Source organism: Achromobacter veterisilvae, assembly GCF_900496975.1.
GTDB lineage: Bacteria > Pseudomonadota > Gammaproteobacteria > Burkholderiales > Burkholderiaceae_B > Achromobacter > Achromobacter veterisilvae.
In genome coordinates this window covers 41,632-56,803 of sequence record NZ_UFQC01000007.1, presented here as the reverse complement: position 1 = coordinate 56,803, position 15,172 = coordinate 41,632, and the positions used below count along the sequence as shown (strand labels likewise).

Sequence of the window (15,172 nt, the reverse complement as noted above, 5' to 3'; positions counted from 1 at the left end):
GCAGCAATCCGGCCAATCCCGGAATTAGCCGAAAACTATTAGAAATCAAGACTCTAATGAATTAAACTCTTATCTAGCACCATTACTTGGCAATTCCCCTTCAATGGCTTTACTTCCTATTCTCCGCTACCCGGACCCGCGCCTGCACAAAAAGGCCAAGCCGGTCGCCGAGGTCGACGACCGCATCCGCCAACTGGTGCGCGACATGGCCGAAACCATGTACGACGCGCCCGGGGTGGGCCTGGCCGCGACCCAGGTCGACGTGCACGAGCGCGTCGTCGTGATCGACGTGTCCGAGGAAAGCAACCAGTTGCTGGTCCTGATCAATCCCGAGATCACCTGGCGCAGCGACGACTACAAGATCTACGAAGAGGGCTGTCTGTCCGTGCCCGGCATCTACGACGAGGTCGAGCGCGCGTCCCGCATCCGCTGCAAGGCGCTGGACATCGACGGCAAGCCCTTCGAGTTCGAGGCCGACGGTCTGCTGGCGGTCTGCGTGCAGCACGAACTGGACCACCTGGAAGGCAAGGTGTTCGTGGAATACCTGTCCAGCCTGAAGCAGAACCGCATCAAGACCAAGCTGAGGAAGGCCGAGCGCGAAAGGGCGTGACCCACCCCCTACCCGCTTCGCCCCGAATCGGGCAGGGCATCAGCATGCGCGGAAACGCGATTCTTTGAGCCCCTCTTTCATTCTTTTCCAATTCCCATGCGCCTAGTCTTTGCCGGCACGCCGGAATTCGCCCGTATCGCGTTCGACGCCCTGCGGGCCGCCGGCCACGAAATCCCCCTGGTCATGACCCAGCCCGACCGTCCGGCGGGACGGGGGCTGAAGCTGACGCCCAGCCCCGTCAAGCAGGCGGCGCTGGACGCCGGCATCGAGGTCGCCCAGCCGCGCAGCCTGCGCCTGGACGGCCGCTATCCCGACGAGGCCGAACAGGCCCGGGCGCTGCTGGAGCGCGTGGCGCCCGACGTGATGGTGGTGGCGGCCTACGGCCTGATCCTGCCGCAATGGGTGCTGGACCTGCCGCGCCTGGGGTGCCTGAATATCCATGCCAGTCTGCTGCCGCGCTGGCGCGGCGCCGCGCCCATCCAGCGCGCCATCGAGGCGGGCGACGCGCAGACCGGCGTCACCATCATGCAGATGGACCAGGGCCTGGATACCGGCGACATGCTGCTGGAGCGCGTCGTGCCGATCGCGGCCGACACCAACGCGGCCCAGTTGCACGACGCGCTGGCCCAGGTGGGCGGCGAAGCCATCGTCGAGGCGCTGGACGCCCTGGCCAAGGGCGGGCTGACGCCGCGCAGGCAGCCCGAGGCGGGCGTGACCTACGCGGCCAAGCTCGACAAGGCCGAGAGCGCGCTGGACTGCGCCCAGCCCGCCGAGCTGCTGGCGCGACGCGTGCGGGCCTTCAACCCCGTGCCCGGCGCCAGTATCCGCCTGCCCGGCTTGCCCGATCCCGTGAAAGTCTGGCGCGCCCAGGCGCTGGACGAGGCAGCGACGGCCGAGCCCGGCAGCGTGCTGCGCGCGGATGGCGCGGGGATCGATATCGCCACCGGCCAGGGCGTGCTGCGGCTGCTCGAATTGCAGAAGGCGGGCGGCAAGCGCCAGCCCGTGGACGTGTTCGCGCGCGGCTGGCAGCCGGCCTGAAGGCCCGAGCCCGCAAACCGGATCAGGGATTGCGGGCCAGCAGATCCAGGTAGGCGCCGGACAGCAGCCGTTCCGGCGCCACGCCCAGCCCGTCCATCAGGCTGCGGGCCTCTTCCATGCCGGCTTCCACGGTTTCGCCGTCGCGCAGCACGACTTCCAGTTCCAGGAATTCGCCCAGGCCTTCGACCCGGTCCAGGTGGATGCGGGTGCGTCCCGCCAGGTACAGCAGCCGCTGCTTCCTGACGCGGCCGATCGCGCCATAGGCCAGCGTGAGCGCCTCGCGCAGGGTATCGGGCGAATCCGTGCGCGACACCACATAGAAGCTCTCTTTAGGCCCCGCCTCGTCGCTGCGGCGATAGAAGATCAGCTCGCCCGTGCCGTCGGCGAAAGCGCGCAGTTTCAGGCGGCCGTTGGCGCAGGCGAAGAAGGTATCGTCCTGGGCGATGGGCACGGGCTCCCGGCCGGACAGCGCGGCAGCCAGGGGTTCGATGGCGTCCAGGCTGTCGACCCGGGCCTTGATTTCGACATTGCGGGCCATGGAGAGATCCTCCGGACCGTGTCAGTATAGGGTGCCGGCCACGCGCGCAGGCAGCTCGCGGTCGTACGTGGCGCCGTCGAAAGTGCCCGCGGTCAGGTCCGACAGGATGCGGCCCACGCTGGGCAGCGCGCTGCGCGGCACTTGCGTCTGGGGATCCCACAGCTTCGAGCGCAGCAGCGCGCGCGAGCATTGGAAGTACACGGTATGCACGTCGACGACGAGCACCGAGCGCGGCAGCTTGCCGTCCATGTCGAAGCGCGCCAGCAGGGCCGGGTCCACGCTGATGCGCGCCGCGCCGTTGACCCGCAGGGTTTCGCCCACGCCGGGCACCAGGAACAGCAGCGCGACGTGCGGATCGGCCAGAACGTTGCGCAGGCTGTCGATGCGGTTGTTGCCTCGGCGGTCCGGCAGCAGCAGCGTTTTTTCATCCTCCACCACGACGAAGCCGGCGGGGTCGCCGCGCGGCGACGCGTCCAGCCCGCCGGGTCCGGCCGTTGCCAATACCGCGAACGGCGCGGCTTCGATGAAAGCGCGGTAGTGCGGATGCACGTGATCCACTTCCTTCTTGATCGAGGCCTCGCCGGACGCGCCGTACAAGGCTTGCAGCGCATCGGCGTCGGAAACGAGGTGGGCGGGATCGAGGCGCATGGCGGCGGGGTTCCGGGTTCAGGTCAGGGTGGAGGGCAGGTCGCCGACAGTCAGGAACAGTTCGTCGGGGCCGCGTCCGCGCAGGGCCTCGACATGGTTGTAGCCCCAGGCGACGGAGCCCACGCGCACGCCGGCCTTGCGGGCGGCGTCGATGTCGCGCATTTCGTCGCCCACCAGCAGGAAGCGTTCGGGGGCGGTGCCATGCTGCCTGAGCAGGCGGTCGATCTTGGCGGATTTGCCGAACAGGTCGGTGCCGCATTCGAAGTCGTCGAACAGGGCGGCGGTTTCCGCACCCAGCACGCGCCGCACGTTCTCGATGGAGTTCGAGCTGACCACGGCCAGGCGCAGCCCGCCCGCCTTCAGCCGCGCCAGCGCCTCGGGGACGCCGTCGAACAGCCGCACGCTGGGGTCGATGTCCTGCATCAGCGTGCGCACGTGCGCCATGATCGCCGGCAGCTTCCAGAGCGGGATGCCCAGGAACTTCAGGATTTCGGACGCCTCGCGGTGCCGGAGCTGATCGCGTTCCGCCGCGTCGATCTTGCGGAAGCCGTATTTGTCGGCCACCGTGTTCAGGATGGAATTGAACCAGGGCATGGTGTCGGCCAAGGTTCCGTCGAAGTCAAAAGCGGCGATGTCGTATTTCAAGTGAGGAATCCAATGCTCGGCCGGCGCCGGCGTCGAGGCTAGACGCCGTTGGGATGGAGCAGATAGTGCACGACCGGCGCCAGGGCTTCAAGCGGCGGCGCGGTGGCCACGACGCGGGCGGCGTTCGTCCAGGGGTAGTCCAGTGCCAGTAGCCAGCCGAAGACCGCTTCCGCGTCCGCCGCCGGCAGGCTCACCATGGTTTCGATGGTGATGACCAGACTGGAGGCGCGATAGGGCGCTTCCTGGAATTCCCAGTCGTACCGTCCGCAGCCCACGCGCACGTTGCCCGTGGCTTTTTCGGTCATGCCGACGATCCAGTCGCACCGGTAGCCGGGCAGGCGGACGCCGGGCTCGGGCCGCGACAGGTAGAACGTGTAGACGTTTTCGTAAGTCTGGCCGAACTTGCGCACGAGCGTATCGGCGATGGCGGCCAGGCCGTGCGATTCGGGAGGGAAGGCGATGGCTTGCGTGCGCAGGGCCATCTTCAGCACCGCGTCGGGCGCGAACGCGCGCGCCATGTAGTGCGGGCGGTTCTCGTCCTTGGCGTGGAAATAGTCGCGCAGTACGGATTCGGTGCTGGAGGGGGGCAATGCTTCGATGGACATCGCAAGGGCTTCCGTTAAGAGGCTTCTCGGGGGCGGGCCGCGTCAGGCCTTGACCGGATCGAACCACTTCGAGACGTTGGGCGGCTCGTAGATGGCGTAGCGATCCAGCAGCAGGGCGGGGTCGTCTTCCACCACCAGCATGTCGCGATGCTGGGGGCGGATGAATTCTTCTTCGACGGCGTGATCCACGAACTGGACCAGCGCATCGTAGTAGCCCGCGATGTTCAGCAGTCCGCAGGGCTTCTGGTGCATGTTCAACTGCGCCCAGGTCCAGACTTCGAAGAACTCTTCCAGCGTGCCGGCGCCGCCGGGCAGCGCGATGAAGCCGTCGGCCTTTTCGATCATCATGGCCTTGCGCTCGTGCATGTCCTGCACCAGGTGCAGTTCGGTCAGGCCGCGGTGCGCATGTTCTTTCTTCAACAGCAGTTCCGGGATCACGCCGATCACGCGTCCGCCGCCGGCCAGCACTTCATTGGCCACCACGCCCATGATGCCGACCACCGAGCCGCCGTACACCAGCCCCAGATCGCGCCGGACCAGTTCCCTGGCCAGCACGCGGGCCTGTTCGATGTACTCCGGACGGGAGCCGGGGTTCGAGCCGCAATACACGCAAATATTCTTCAGAGTCATAAACGTTCGGGTAAGGCTTTTCCCCGTTACAGATTGCTTCACGGGTTTTCGGGAAGCCCATAGTTTACGCAAGGTTCGGAAACGGTTTCGGCCGCCGCCGTATTGGGGGTCGGGGGCAATGTTTGGACACAGCATGTTCCGCCACGATCGGTAGACTGGGTTGTTCGGAACGACTGGAAGCCCAGTGTCGCAGTGCTTTGACTCAACCAAGAGGAGCCACGATATGGAACAAGCAACCCGTACCCAAACGCAGGCGAGCCGCCCGTTCGAGATGGACGTGAAGGCGATACGCGCGAAGGCGCGCAAGGACATCGAATCCGGAGCGGTGACCGGCACCTATCGCGCGGACCGGCAGGCCGTGCTGAAGCTGCTCAACGAAGCGCTGGCCACCGAGATCGTCTGTGTGCTGCGCTACAAGCGCCACTACTTCATGGCCCGGGGCTTGAACGCCGAGCCCGTGGCGGCGGAATTCGCCGAACATGCCGCGCAGGAACAGGAGCACGCGGACCGGCTGTCGGAGCGCATCGTGCAACTGGGCGGCGAACCCGACCTGTCTCCCAAGGGCTTGCTCGATCGCAGCCATTCCGAGTACGTCGAAGGCGGATCGCTGGAGGAGATGATCCGGGAAAACCTAATCGCCGAGCGCATCGCCATCGACAGCTATCGGCAGATGATCGACTACGTCGGCGAGCAGGACTCCACCACGCGTCGTTTGCTGGAAGAGATACTGGCCGTGGAAGAGGAGCACGCCGACGATATGTCGGACTTCCTGGCCCGCCGCTAGCGGGCGGCGTGGCGGGGCTGAAGCTGCTGGAAGCCTGAGCCCCGCGGGCGAATTCAGACCGCGTCGGCCCAGAGGTCGTATTCGTCGGACTCGGTGACGCGCGCGCGCACCATGTCGCCGGCCTTCAGCGGCTTGTCCGAGCTGACGTAGACGCAGCCGTCGATCTCGGGCGCGTCGCCGGCGCTGCGGCCCACGGCGCCGTCTTCGTCCACTTCGTCGATCAGCACGTCGATCTCGCGGCCGACCTTCCGTGCGAGGCGCGCGGCCGAGATGGATTGCTGCAATTCCATGAAGCGCTCCCAGCGCTCCTGCTTGACCTCGTCCGGCACCGGGTTGTCCAGCAGGTTCGCGGGCGCGCCTTCCACCGGCGAATACTGGAAACAGCCCACGCGGTCCAGTTGCGCTTCCTGCATCCAGTCCAGCAGGTACTGGAAGTCTTCCTCGGTCTCGCCGGGGAAGCCCACGATGAAGGTCGAGCGGATCGTCAGGTCCGGACAGATCTCGCGCCAGCGCTTGATGCGGGCCAGGGTCTTGTCCTCGAAGGCCGGACGCTTCATGGCCTTCAGGATGCGCGGGCTGGCGTGCTGGAACGGAATGTCCAGGTAAGGCAGGATCTTGCCCTCGGCCATGAGCGGAATCACTTCGTCCACGTGCGGATACGGATAGACGTAGTGCAGGCGCGTCCACACGCCCATTTCGGACAAGGCCGTACAGAGCTCGGTCATGCGGGTCTTCACAGGACGGCCGTTCCAGAAGCCGCTGCGGTACTTGACGTCCACGCCGTAGGCGCTGGTGTCCTGCGAGATCACCAGCAGTTCCTTGACGCCGGCCTTGACCAGGCGTTCGGCCTCGCTCAATACGTCGCCCACCGGACGGCTGACCAGGTCGCCGCGCATGGACGGGATGATGCAGAAGCTGCAGCGGTGGTTGCAGCCTTCCGAAATCTTCAGGTAGGCGTAGTGGCGCGGCGTGAGCTTCACGCCTTGCGGCGGCACCAGGTCCAGGTAGGGATTGTGGTCCTTCCTGGGCGGCGCGGCGTCGTGCACGGCGCGCACGACCTCTTCGTATTGCTGCGGGCCGGTCACCGCCAGCACGCTGGGGTGCACGCTGCGGATCACCGATTCCTCCACGCCCATGCAGCCGGTGACGATGACCTTGCCGTTTTCGGCCAGGGCCTCGCCGATGGCTTCCAGCGACTCCGCCTTGGCGCTGTCGATGAAGCCGCAGGTGTTGACGACGACGACGTCCGCGTCATCGTATTCGGGCGTGACTTCGTATCCTTCGGTGCGCAATTGGGTCAGGATGCGTTCGGAGTCGACCAGGGCTTTCGGACAGCCCAGGGAAACGAACCCCACGCGTGGGGTTCGGCCGTTGGCGTTGGCGGCGGCGATGGTGTCGGCCAGGGTGGAGGCGGCGGACGCGTTCGCGTCAGCGCCGGTGGCCTTGCCGGGGCCCTTGCCGGGCCGGGAGGTTTCGAGGATTTCCAATGTCGTTCACCAAAAAACCGCGCGGCGAACGTGTCGCGCGGCGGATGTGTTGTTCGTGTCGGGCGATGCCGGGGCGGCGGGCTTCAGGATTCGGCGTGCTCGCTGGCGCGCCACGGGCGCAGCTCTCGCAGGGTCTCTGGGTGCAGCATTGCCACCTGCAGCAGGGTCTTCGCCGCGCCCGAGGGGTTGCGCCGTCCTTGTTCCCAATCTTGCAGAGTGCGCACGCTTACGCCCAGCAGTTCAGCGAAATCCGTCTGCGGCAGGCCCACGCGGCTGCGTGCTTCGCTGATATGCGATGCCTGCCACCGTACGCTGCGCGCCGTCGGGGCTGCATTCTTCATGGCTCGTTCAAAAGTCGGGTGGCGCCTGTGCGTGGCTTCCCGGGGGTTCAGGCCGTCGCGCCATGATGGCGGCGAAGGCGAATTTTGAATTATACGGCATTGCCGTAGGTCAATGAGGGGCTGGTCAACTCAACGATTTGGCGCCCACGATCCGCGCCAGCGTTTCTTCCAACAGGATTCGATCCGTCGCGCGCTTGGCGCCGGTGCGCTGGGCGAGATTTTGCAGCTTGCGCCGCACGGCGGGCAGTTCGGCCGCGCGCGGAAGGCCGATCAGATTGAAGTCAGGCCGCTCATCCTCGATGGATCGTAGAAACGCGCACGACGGCTCGTCCAGCCATCCGGCTACACGCGATAACAGTCGCGCATGGATGTCCAGCAAGGCTTGAGCTTCGATGGGTTCAGTCGTCATGCCCCTGAAGTGCGCATCGAAGGTCGCTGCAAAATCTGCGGGTATGCGGGGCGCCAGCATTTCGCAGGCGGGCTTGGGGCTGCAAGTCAGGTAGACGAGAAACGTCCGCCAGAGTCTCTGATCCGCCCGTTCGTCTTCCAGCAGCAAGCCAACATCGAAAAGATCGCGAGGGTGCTGTCTCGACAATGCCGCAGCCAGCTTGCCAGCATAGAGATCGGCGAAGTCCAGCACTTGTGCGGAGGCGAAACCGAACGCATCTTCCACCTTCGGCCGTACCACCATGTTCCGCGCGGGATGCACTGTGCCGCGCATCACCGGCGTCGTCTCGATTTGCACCCGGGCGCGCCCGCGACTGGCCACCAGCCGTGTGGCGCTTGCGCCCTCGCTCGCCGACAATTGAACCTGCAGTTGCAGAGGCCGGGCGCGCAGCACATCGGCCAGCCGGCCCAGCGCGTCGGCTATGAGCTTTGCGTCCTCCGCATAGTCGTGCGCGGGCAGCCAGGCCAGATCGATGTCCACCGACAATCGAGGCAGATCGTGCTCGAACAGGTTGATCGCCGTGCCGCCTTTGAGCGCGAAGCGAGGCTCATGCGCCAGCGCTGGCAGAATTTCGACCAGCAGCCGTACCCGATCGATGTAGCGCCTGTCCCAGTGGTCAAGCCAAGTGCTCATCGAGGTCTCCTGGCAAGGTGATCTGGTAGATCGGATGCAGGCGGCCGCCAGGCACCAGCGCGCGCTTCCCCCGCCCCAGATCGACGCCATCCATCGGCACTTGCGGCAGCCACGCATGCCGATGGCGCTCGGCAAGCGCCAAGAACAGCCGTTTGGCCTTGATGCTGCGGCAATGGCGCAATAACAGGCCGACCCGCTGCGGCCGGAGGGTGGTCATGGCCTGCATCAATGCATCTACCTCGTAAATCAAGGCTGCGTCCGAGACGTCGCCGCACAGTTCCAGTATGGCCCGTTCCGCGGTGGAACAGATCAAGGCATCGGCGCCGGGTGCCGCCTGATGCCGCATCAGGCCCCGTTCGGACAATGTCGCCTCGGAGTTCTCCACCGCGAAGGACGCGGGCAGCCAATCGAATGGCCCTTTGCCTAGATACTCGAAGCGCTGCGCCAAGGGCAGCTTGCCCAGCCAGGCCGGCGGCCTCTTCCCTCCATATAGGGTGATCGTGCCGGCTTCGCCCAGACGCAGGTAGTGTTCATGCCCTTGCAGACTGAGCGCATAGCGGCCTCCCACGTGCAGTCGCAGGTCCTCCCTGGTCTGTAGGCTGCGAACCGCGCCTTCCCATTGCAGGCGCCCACCCTTGCGTAGGTAGACGCCGCGTGCGGGCGACACCAGCCAGCCGCTGCTCACATAGCGCGCGACGAGGCTGTTGGAATAGCCGTGAGCATGCAGCCAGCGACTCGACACCAAGCTGGTGTCGCCCAGTTCGGTCAGCAGGAGGTTTAGTTTTCCTTTTTTTTGATCATTCATAGTGATCAAAATACACTTTATATAAACTTTCGCCAAGTGGCGATGGTTTGATCGGAAAGAAAAAAGAGCACTTTTAGTGATCACTTTCCGAAAAAGGCAAACCGGACGCAGCCTAAGCCGTGTCCGGCGACACGGAATACCTTGCGGGCGTGGGCCGGCGCGACCGCGTTTGCAGGCCAAATATGATGAAAACGCCCGAATAGATACCGATTGGTACTTAATTTTCATCCACGATTTTCTGAAATAAATCCTTATTTTTAAAGGGCATTAATCCAATATCATTCATTGAATTGACTTCTATACATACCATATAGTATGTTTGATCCCAAGATGTGACCACGGCGGAGGAGACAACCGCGCGAAGGGGACACACACAGGCTCACCAACCCATGGCAAGGATGTCTAAAGATATGGATACCCCCCGTTGGAAGCAGCGCCCAGAGGGATCGAATTGGGGCGATTTCGGTCCTGACGACCAGATTGGCCGCATGAATCTACTGACCCCCCAAACGCGCTTGCGCGCGTTTCGCGAGGTCCAGGAGGGCCGGGCGTTCTGCCTCAGCCTGCCGCTCGATTACCCGGGCGGGAATACGCTGTTCCAGCATCGCCGGGAACCGCAGTTTTCGTACGACAAGCGCGGCGACGGCCACAATTACAACTACCGCCTATCGCAAGTCTGCCCCTGCTTCAACGATGTCGTCTCCGACGACGCGGTCCTGATGTTCCTGCAGTACTCGACCCAATGGGACGGGCTCGGCCATGTCGGGCAGATGTTCGACGCCAATGGCGACGGCCTTCCCGAGAAGGTCTACTACAACGGCTATCGCGGCGGGCTGGAAGTGATCGGCCCGGACGATGCCAAGAGCGGGCTGGGCGCCAAGGCCATCGGCATCGAGCGCATGGCCACCGCCGGCGTCCAGGGGCGCGGCGTGATGGTCGATCTTGAACGCCGTTACGGGCGCGAGCGCGCGCTGGTGGGCTACGACGAACTGATGGCGGCGCTGGAGGGCGTCACCGTGCTGCCGGGCGATTTTCTCTGTCTCTATACGGGTTTCGCCGATCTGGTGCTCGAAATGAACAAGCAGCCGGATGGCGACGTGCTGGCGCGCTCCTGCGCCGTGCTCGACGGCCGCGACGAACGCCTGCTGCAATGGATCACCGACTCCGGCATCGTGGCGATCTGCGCCGACAACTTCGCGGTGGAGGCCTATCCGGCCACGCCGGGCAAGGGCGAACACTATCCCGGCCTTCCCCTGCATGCGCATTGCCTCTTCAAACTCGGGCTGCATCTTGGCGAGCTTTGGTATTTCGCGGAACTGGCGGAATGGCTGCGCGAGCATGGGCGCAGCACCTTCCTGTTGACCGCTCCGCCCCTGCGCCTGCCCGGCGCCGTGGGGTCGCCCGTCACGCCTGTCGCCACCGTCTAGCGCCGCCGGGCGCCGCCCCGGCTTTCACTGCCTCTTTCCGGAGACCGCAATGTCCGTTCGCATTCCGGCCTGGGCCCTCGTGGCCCTGGCCAGCCTCGCGCCGCTGGCGCAAGCCGCCCCTGGCTATCCCGACAAACCCGTGACGCTCGTCATTCCTTTCCCGCCCGGCGGCACCAGCGACGTGGTGGGCCGGCAGCTCGCCATGCAACTGGGCGAGGAATTGGGCGGGACCTTTGTCGTGAACAACAAGGCCGGCGCGTCCAGCATGATCGGCGCCACCTTCGTGGCCCGCGCGCCCAAGGATGGCTACACCTTGCTGCTGTCGTCCGGCAGCACCTTCACCGTCACTCCGCATCTGATGACGCGGATGCCGTACACCCTGGATGACTTCGCGCCGGTCTCCGCCATCGCGACGGTCCCGTTCGCCTTCGTGGTGAAGAAAGATTTCCCCGCCCGGACCGTGGCCGATTACGCCGCCTATGCCAAGGCCCACCCGGGCAAGATCAACAATGCCACCAACGGGCTGGGCAGCATGGTGCACCTGCTTGGCGAACTGGCCGCCACCGGCATGGGCGTGGACGTGACCCAGGTGCACTACAAGGGCGCTTCGCCGGCCACCGTGGACATGATAGGCGGCGTGGTCGATTCCAACGTGGAAGCGCTTACCAGCGCCGTGCCCAATGTGCGCGCAGGGCAATACCGCGCCCTCGCCGTGTTGAGCCCGCAGCGCCAGCCGCTGCTGCCCGATGTGCCCACGTTCGCCGAACTGGGCTACCCCGAGATCGTCGGAGAGACCTGGTATGCGGTCTTTGCCCCGGCCGGCACGCCGGCGCCGGTGGTGGAAAGGCTCAATGGCGCATTGCGCAAGATCACGGCGTCGCCGCAATTCGTCCAGACCATGCAGCAGATCGGCAACCAGCCGCGCAGCAGCAGTCCCGAGGAACTGCGCGAGATCACCCTGCGCGAAAGCCAGCGCTGGGGCGATCTGATCCAGAAATTGAAGATCCCGCCGGTGCAGTGAACGGAGGGACCGCAGGCGCCCGGCTCAACGCGGCAGATAGCCGAGCGCCTGCATCCCGCGCAGATGGTCCAGCACCGACACCTCGCTGTCGATGCAATCGCCGAAGCCGGCCTGGCGCAGCTTGATGGTGGATACCAGCGGCGGCAAAGGCAGCGGGTGCTGCGCGGACCAGGTCGCGTCGGCGTATTGCCACGACAGCCCGATAAGATCCGACAGCTCTCCCACCCGCAATCGTTCGCGCCGCGCCATCTCGCGCCATGCCTGGGCTTCGCCCGGCATGGCCTCGCGCATGCGCGTGCGCACCGTGTCTCCCAGCGGCATGCCGAAGAATTTCGCCAGGCGTTCGAACAGATGGCGCCAGACGATGACGTCGCCGTTGGCGATGTTGAAGGCTTCGCCCCAGGCTCCCGGCGCATCCCAGGCCCATTCGACCGCGCGGGCGATAAGGCGCGCGTCCGTGCACTCCGTCAGCAACTCCGGATGGCCGGGATAAGCCAGCGGCCGCCCCGCTTCGCGCAACAGCGCGGCATAGGCGCCCAGGGTGGCTACCGGGTTCATGGCGCTGCCCAGGGCAACGCCCAGCACGATCTGCGGACGGAATATCGTCCATTCGAATCCCCGCTGCCGCGCCAGCTCGACCAGCAGGTCCTGTTGGTCGAAATAGAAGTTCGCATGATCGCGCACGGCGTCCTGCTCGCGCGCCGGGACATGCATCATCCGGCCGGTATGCACGCCGTAGGCCTTGGTCCCCTGCATCAGCGTTACGTGCGCGAGCGGCGCGCCGTCCAGCGCCGACAGCGTATTGGCCAGCATCCGCGTGTTGAGGGCGACATTGTCGGGGTCCCGCCAGCCCTTGAGCAGGTCCGGCTGCTCGTTCAAGGCGGCATAGACCAGATGGGTCACGTCGCCATGGTCCGCCAGGGCCCGCCGCGTTGCCTCGGCATCCCGCAGATCCGCCGAAATCCAGGCCGCCTCCGGGGCGAAGTCGGCCGCGCGGCGCGACAGGCCGGCGCGCAGCACGCCGGGCCTGTCGCGCAGGTGTTCCATCACTGCGCGGCCCACCACCCCCAGGGCGCCGACCACCAGCACTTTTCTTGCTGTCATTGGGCTTCTCCGAATTCGAATGTGCCGTTGTCGATGGCTATCGCGTCGCGCCCCGCGGCCACGGCGCGGAAACGCGCCTGGCCGGGCTGCTCCAGCCAGACATCGAGCCGCAGCGTCTCGCCGGGATAGACCGGCGCGCGAAACCGGCCGCTCATGGCGCGGACCCGCTCCGGCGCGCCGGCGCAGCATTGGCGCACCAGGCCATGCCCGGCGACGCCGAAGCTCGCCATGCCATGCAGGATCGGCCGGTCGAAACCGGCCTCGCGCGCGGCGGCCGGATCGATGTGCAAGGGATTCAGGTCGGCCGACAGGCGGTAGATGAGCGCGGCCTGCGGCGAGGTCGGGCACTCGACGCGGGCGTCGGGTTCGCGCTCCGGCAAGGGCCGCGGCGCCGGGCGCACCGACGCCGCGCCGCCGAAGCCGCCATCGCCGCGGCAGAACACGGTCTGCTGCAAGGTGGCGAGCAGGGCGCCGTCCGCCATATCGAAGAGATCGCGTTCGGCATACAGCAGGGCGCCTTTGTCCAGCCCCTTGTCCGCCAGGTCGGCGATGCGCGTGACCCCTCTGACCCGCCCTTCGGTGGCGAGCGGCCGGTGCAGCCGAATGGATTGTTCGCCATGCACTGTGCGCCGCCAGTCCAGTCCCAGCGGCAGGTCGCGCAGCCAGAAGCCCGGGTCGGCCAGCACATTGACCAGGGTCGGCTCGACCTTCAGGCGGGTTTCGTCGACGAACGCAAGCTCCGCCTCGTCGGCCGGATGCAGACCGGCGCCGAGCGCCAGCGCATACAGCGCGCAATCGCGCCATCCGTATTGCTGGATGGAATCGGGAATGCGCGCGGCCAGCAGGGCTTCGGGATCGATGGGCATGCGGGCCTCACAAGGTGTCGGCGGTGCCGAGGATGGCCGTTGCCTGGCTGGACAGCACGCCGCCATTGGCATGCGCCAGCGACACGCGGGCGTTCGGCACCTGCCGTTCGCCCGCCTCTCCACGCAATTGCTGTACCGATTCCAGCAGCGTGAACAGGCCATACATGCCCGGATGATTGCAGGACAGCCCGCCGCCATTGGTATTGACCGCCAGCGAGCCCCCCGGCGCGATCGCGCCGCTGGCGACGAAGCTTCCGCCTTCGCCCTTGGCGCAAAAGCCCAGGTCCTCGAGAAACAGAAGGGTGTTGATGGTGAAGGCGTCGTAGAGCATCACGTGGTCGATATCGCGCGGCGACAGCCCGGCCATGGCGTAGGCGCGCCGCCCCGACTCGACCGCGCCGGTGGCGGCCAGATCCGGCATCGCCGAAATCTGGCGGTGGCTGACCGCCACGCCCGTCCCCAGCACATAGACCGGTTGCCTGCGCAGGTCGCGCGCCCGCTCGGCGCTCACCAGCACCACGGCGGCGCCTCCGTCGGTCACCAGGCAGCAATCCGCCTTGCTGAGGGGATCGCTGATCATGCGCGAGGCCAGCACATCGTCGCGCGTCAGCGCCCCGCGCGCGTAGGCGTCGGGGTTGCGTTGCGCCCACAGGCGCGCGGCCACGGCCACGTCCGCCAGTTGCTCGCGCGTGGTTCCGTACTGATGCATGTGCCGCGCGGCCGCCAGCGCATAGCTGGAGATCGGATAGCGCGGCGCGAACGGGGCTTCATAGGGCTGCGGATCCGGCATGGAGGCCAGCTTGCCGCCGGCCGTCAATTGGTTCGAGCCATAGCAGATCAGGGCCACGTCGCACAGGCCCGTTTCCAGCGCGGCCATCGCCGATTGCAGGTGGAACAGGAACGACGCCCCGCCCACCATCGTGCCATCCGCGTGCCGCGGCCGGATGCCCAGGCGTTCGGCCACGTTGAGCACCGGCAGGCCGGAGGTGGACATGGCGCAGTACAGGCCGTCGACGTCGCGCAGTCCCAGGCCGCAATCCTCCAGCGCCAGGACTGCCGCTTCCTGCAGTTGATCGAAGGGCGACCGGCCGGGCGCGTTCCAGCGCCGCGTATTGCCGATGCCGGCGATCGCGCAGCGGCCGCGCAGGCGGGCGCTCATGGGCGTTCTCCCGCCGCGTCGAACACGATGTAGGCGCCCTCGTCGCCGGAGACGATGCGGGCGCGCACCGGCAGGCCGATGGCCGGCGCGTCCGCGCCTTCGACGCGGGTCATCATGCGCGCTCCGCCTTCCACGTCGACCAGCGCGACGTTGTAATCGCCGGCGCGGTCGCGCACCGTCGTCGTCGAATACACCACGCCCAGGCCGGGAGATTCCCGCCACGTCAGCCGCGGGCTGCCGCAGGCCCGGCAGACCAGCGCGGGCGGGAACCGGACGCTGGCGCAATCGTCGCAGTGCTGCAATAGAATCCGGCCTTCCCGCAGACCCGCCTGATGGCGGGCGTCGGGCCCCGGTCCGTCAAAACGCGCATCGCTTGCCATGCG

General features: G+C 66.3%; 18 protein-coding genes. 5 read left to right on the top strand and 13 right to left on the bottom strand.

Going from position 1 to position 15,172, the window contains the following annotated elements; translation table 11 throughout:
- Positions 1-103 precede the first annotated feature (103 nt).
- Complete coding sequence (gene def / locus AVE30378_RS07965; RefSeq protein ID WP_129240260.1) at positions 104-610, top strand: peptide deformylase; 507 nt, start codon at positions 104-106, stop codon at positions 608-610.
- 96 nt (positions 611-706) lie between these two features.
- Positions 707-1,648: a methionyl-tRNA formyltransferase gene (gene fmt / locus AVE30378_RS07960; RefSeq protein WP_129240258.1), complete on the top strand. Its 942-nt coding sequence runs from the start codon at positions 707-709 to the stop codon at positions 1,646-1,648.
- 22 nt (positions 1,649-1,670) lie between these two features.
- Here fmt and AVE30378_RS07955 read toward each other — a convergent pair whose 3' ends face one another.
- The 5 genes from AVE30378_RS07955 to AVE30378_RS07935 are packed head-to-tail and all read right to left on the bottom strand — an operon-like array spanning position 1,671 to position 4,714.
- Positions 1,671-2,186: a class IV adenylate cyclase gene (locus AVE30378_RS07955; RefSeq protein WP_129240256.1), complete on the bottom strand. Its 516-nt coding sequence runs from the start codon at positions 2,184-2,186 to the stop codon at positions 1,671-1,673.
- A gap of 21 nt (positions 2,187-2,207) precedes the next feature.
- Positions 2,208-2,834 carry a pyridoxamine 5'-phosphate oxidase family protein gene (locus AVE30378_RS07950; RefSeq protein ID WP_129240254.1) on the bottom strand — a complete coding sequence of 209 codons (627 nt, stop codon included), beginning with the start codon at positions 2,832-2,834 and terminating at the stop codon, positions 2,208-2,210.
- An 18-nt stretch (positions 2,835-2,852) separates the two neighbouring features.
- The gene (locus tag AVE30378_RS07945) at positions 2,853-3,479 is read right to left on the bottom strand and encodes an HAD hydrolase-like protein (protein ID WP_129240253.1); all 627 of its coding nucleotides are present in this window, start codon (positions 3,477-3,479) and stop codon (positions 2,853-2,855) included.
- Positions 3,480-3,517: 38 nt separating this feature from the next.
- Entirely contained in the window at positions 3,518-4,084 is a 567-nt protein-coding gene (locus tag AVE30378_RS07940; RefSeq protein WP_129240252.1) for a hypothetical protein, read from the bottom strand.
- A gap of 42 nt (positions 4,085-4,126) precedes the next feature.
- The gene (locus AVE30378_RS07935) at positions 4,127-4,714 is read right to left on the bottom strand and encodes an LOG family protein (protein ID WP_129240250.1); all 588 of its coding nucleotides are present in this window, start codon (positions 4,712-4,714) and stop codon (positions 4,127-4,129) included.
- A gap of 223 nt (positions 4,715-4,937) precedes the next feature.
- Between AVE30378_RS07935 and AVE30378_RS07930 the strand changes: the two genes are divergently transcribed.
- Positions 4,938-5,498, top strand: a complete 561-nt coding sequence (locus tag AVE30378_RS07930; protein WP_129240248.1) for a ferritin-like domain-containing protein — start codon at positions 4,938-4,940, stop codon at positions 5,496-5,498.
- 53 nt (positions 5,499-5,551) lie between these two features.
- On the opposite strand, the gene rimO is transcribed toward AVE30378_RS07930, so the two are convergent.
- From rimO to AVE30378_RS07910, 4 genes are all read right to left on the bottom strand, one after another.
- The gene (rimO, locus tag AVE30378_RS07925) at positions 5,552-6,901 is read right to left on the bottom strand and encodes a 30S ribosomal protein S12 methylthiotransferase RimO (protein WP_422393652.1); all 1,350 of its coding nucleotides are present in this window, start codon (positions 6,899-6,901) and stop codon (positions 5,552-5,554) included.
- Between the two features lie 167 nt (positions 6,902-7,068).
- Positions 7,069-7,326: a helix-turn-helix domain-containing protein gene (locus tag AVE30378_RS07920; RefSeq protein WP_129240246.1), complete on the bottom strand. Its 258-nt coding sequence runs from the start codon at positions 7,324-7,326 to the stop codon at positions 7,069-7,071.
- Between the two features lie 124 nt (positions 7,327-7,450).
- A complete protein-coding gene (locus AVE30378_RS07915) occupies positions 7,451-8,407 on the bottom strand; it encodes a nucleotidyl transferase AbiEii/AbiGii toxin family protein (protein ID WP_129240244.1) in 957 nt (318 codons plus the stop codon).
- A complete protein-coding gene (locus AVE30378_RS07910; RefSeq protein ID WP_129240242.1) occupies positions 8,391-9,212 on the bottom strand; it encodes a type IV toxin-antitoxin system AbiEi family antitoxin domain-containing protein in 822 nt (273 codons plus the stop codon). The genes AVE30378_RS07915 and AVE30378_RS07910 overlap by 17 nt, the downstream gene beginning before the upstream one ends.
- Positions 9,213-9,622: 410 nt before the next feature.
- Here AVE30378_RS07910 and AVE30378_RS07905 point away from each other — a divergent pair, with 410 nt between their 5' ends.
- Together AVE30378_RS07905 and AVE30378_RS07900 are read left to right on the top strand one after the other, a co-directional pair.
- On the top strand, positions 9,623-10,639 hold the full coding sequence (locus tag AVE30378_RS07905) for a cyclase family protein (protein ID WP_129240240.1): 1,017 nt from the start codon (positions 9,623-9,625) through the stop codon (positions 10,637-10,639).
- Between the two features lie 49 nt (positions 10,640-10,688).
- Complete coding sequence (locus tag AVE30378_RS07900; RefSeq protein WP_129240239.1) at positions 10,689-11,660, top strand: Bug family tripartite tricarboxylate transporter substrate binding protein; 972 nt, start codon at positions 10,689-10,691, stop codon at positions 11,658-11,660.
- A 24-nt stretch (positions 11,661-11,684) separates the two neighbouring features.
- Here the strand turns inward: AVE30378_RS07900 and AVE30378_RS07895 are convergent, their stop codons facing one another.
- From AVE30378_RS07895 to AVE30378_RS07880, 4 genes are read right to left on the bottom strand one after another with little or no spacing between them, the layout of a single operon-like run.
- Positions 11,685-12,764 carry an SDR family oxidoreductase gene (locus AVE30378_RS07895; protein ID WP_129240237.1) on the bottom strand — a complete coding sequence of 360 codons (1,080 nt, stop codon included), beginning with the start codon at positions 12,762-12,764 and terminating at the stop codon, positions 11,685-11,687.
- Positions 12,761-13,630 (bottom strand): MaoC/PaaZ C-terminal domain-containing protein, encoded by an 870-nt coding sequence (locus tag AVE30378_RS07890; protein ID WP_129240236.1) that lies wholly within the window; start codon positions 13,628-13,630, stop codon positions 12,761-12,763. The genes AVE30378_RS07895 and AVE30378_RS07890 overlap by 4 nt, the downstream gene beginning before the upstream one ends.
- A 7-nt stretch (positions 13,631-13,637) precedes the next feature.
- Complete coding sequence (locus tag AVE30378_RS07885; RefSeq protein ID WP_129240235.1) at positions 13,638-14,789, bottom strand: thiolase; 1,152 nt, start codon at positions 14,787-14,789, stop codon at positions 13,638-13,640.
- Positions 14,786-15,169 carry a Zn-ribbon domain-containing OB-fold protein gene (locus AVE30378_RS07880; RefSeq protein ID WP_129240233.1) on the bottom strand — a complete coding sequence of 128 codons (384 nt, stop codon included), beginning with the start codon at positions 15,167-15,169 and terminating at the stop codon, positions 14,786-14,788. The genes AVE30378_RS07885 and AVE30378_RS07880 overlap by 4 nt, the downstream gene beginning before the upstream one ends.
- Positions 15,170-15,172 lie beyond the last annotated feature (3 nt).

Excerpts from the sequence above, each read along its gene's own strand:
- AVE30378_RS07915 (WP_129240244.1), bottom strand. The coding sequence starts at position 8,407 with ATGAGCACTTGGCTTGACCACTGGGACAGGCGCTACATCGATCGGGTA.
- def (WP_129240260.1), top strand. The coding sequence starts at position 104 with ATGGCTTTACTTCCTATTCTCCGCTACCCGGACCCGCGCCTGCACAAA.
- AVE30378_RS07910 (WP_129240242.1), bottom strand. The coding sequence starts at position 9,212 with ATGAATGATCAAAAAAAAGGAAAACTAAACCTCCTGCTGACCGAACTG.
- AVE30378_RS07900 (WP_129240239.1), top strand. The coding sequence starts at position 10,689 with ATGTCCGTTCGCATTCCGGCCTGGGCCCTCGTGGCCCTGGCCAGCCTC.
- AVE30378_RS07890 (WP_129240236.1), bottom strand. The coding sequence starts at position 13,630 with ATGCCCATCGATCCCGAAGCCCTGCTGGCCGCGCGCATTCCCGATTCC.
- fmt (WP_129240258.1), top strand. The coding sequence starts at position 707 with ATGCGCCTAGTCTTTGCCGGCACGCCGGAATTCGCCCGTATCGCGTTC.
- AVE30378_RS07920 (WP_129240246.1), bottom strand. The coding sequence starts at position 7,326 with ATGAAGAATGCAGCCCCGACGGCGCGCAGCGTACGGTGGCAGGCATCG.
- AVE30378_RS07950 (WP_129240254.1), bottom strand. The coding sequence starts at position 2,834 with ATGCGCCTCGATCCCGCCCACCTCGTTTCCGACGCCGATGCGCTGCAA.
- AVE30378_RS07930 (WP_129240248.1), top strand. The coding sequence starts at position 4,938 with ATGGAACAAGCAACCCGTACCCAAACGCAGGCGAGCCGCCCGTTCGAG.
- AVE30378_RS07905 (WP_129240240.1), top strand. The coding sequence starts at position 9,623 with ATGGATACCCCCCGTTGGAAGCAGCGCCCAGAGGGATCGAATTGGGGC.
- AVE30378_RS07955 (WP_129240256.1), bottom strand. The coding sequence starts at position 2,186 with ATGGCCCGCAATGTCGAAATCAAGGCCCGGGTCGACAGCCTGGACGCC.
- AVE30378_RS07885 (WP_129240235.1), bottom strand. The coding sequence starts at position 14,789 with ATGAGCGCCCGCCTGCGCGGCCGCTGCGCGATCGCCGGCATCGGCAAT.
- AVE30378_RS07895 (WP_129240237.1), bottom strand. The coding sequence starts at position 12,764 with ATGACAGCAAGAAAAGTGCTGGTGGTCGGCGCCCTGGGGGTGGTGGGC.
- AVE30378_RS07880 (WP_129240233.1), bottom strand. The coding sequence starts at position 15,169 with ATGGCAAGCGATGCGCGTTTTGACGGACCGGGGCCCGACGCCCGCCAT.
- AVE30378_RS07940 (WP_129240252.1), bottom strand. The coding sequence starts at position 4,084 with ATGTCCATCGAAGCATTGCCCCCCTCCAGCACCGAATCCGTACTGCGC.
- AVE30378_RS07935 (WP_129240250.1), bottom strand. The coding sequence starts at position 4,714 with ATGACTCTGAAGAATATTTGCGTGTATTGCGGCTCGAACCCCGGCTCC.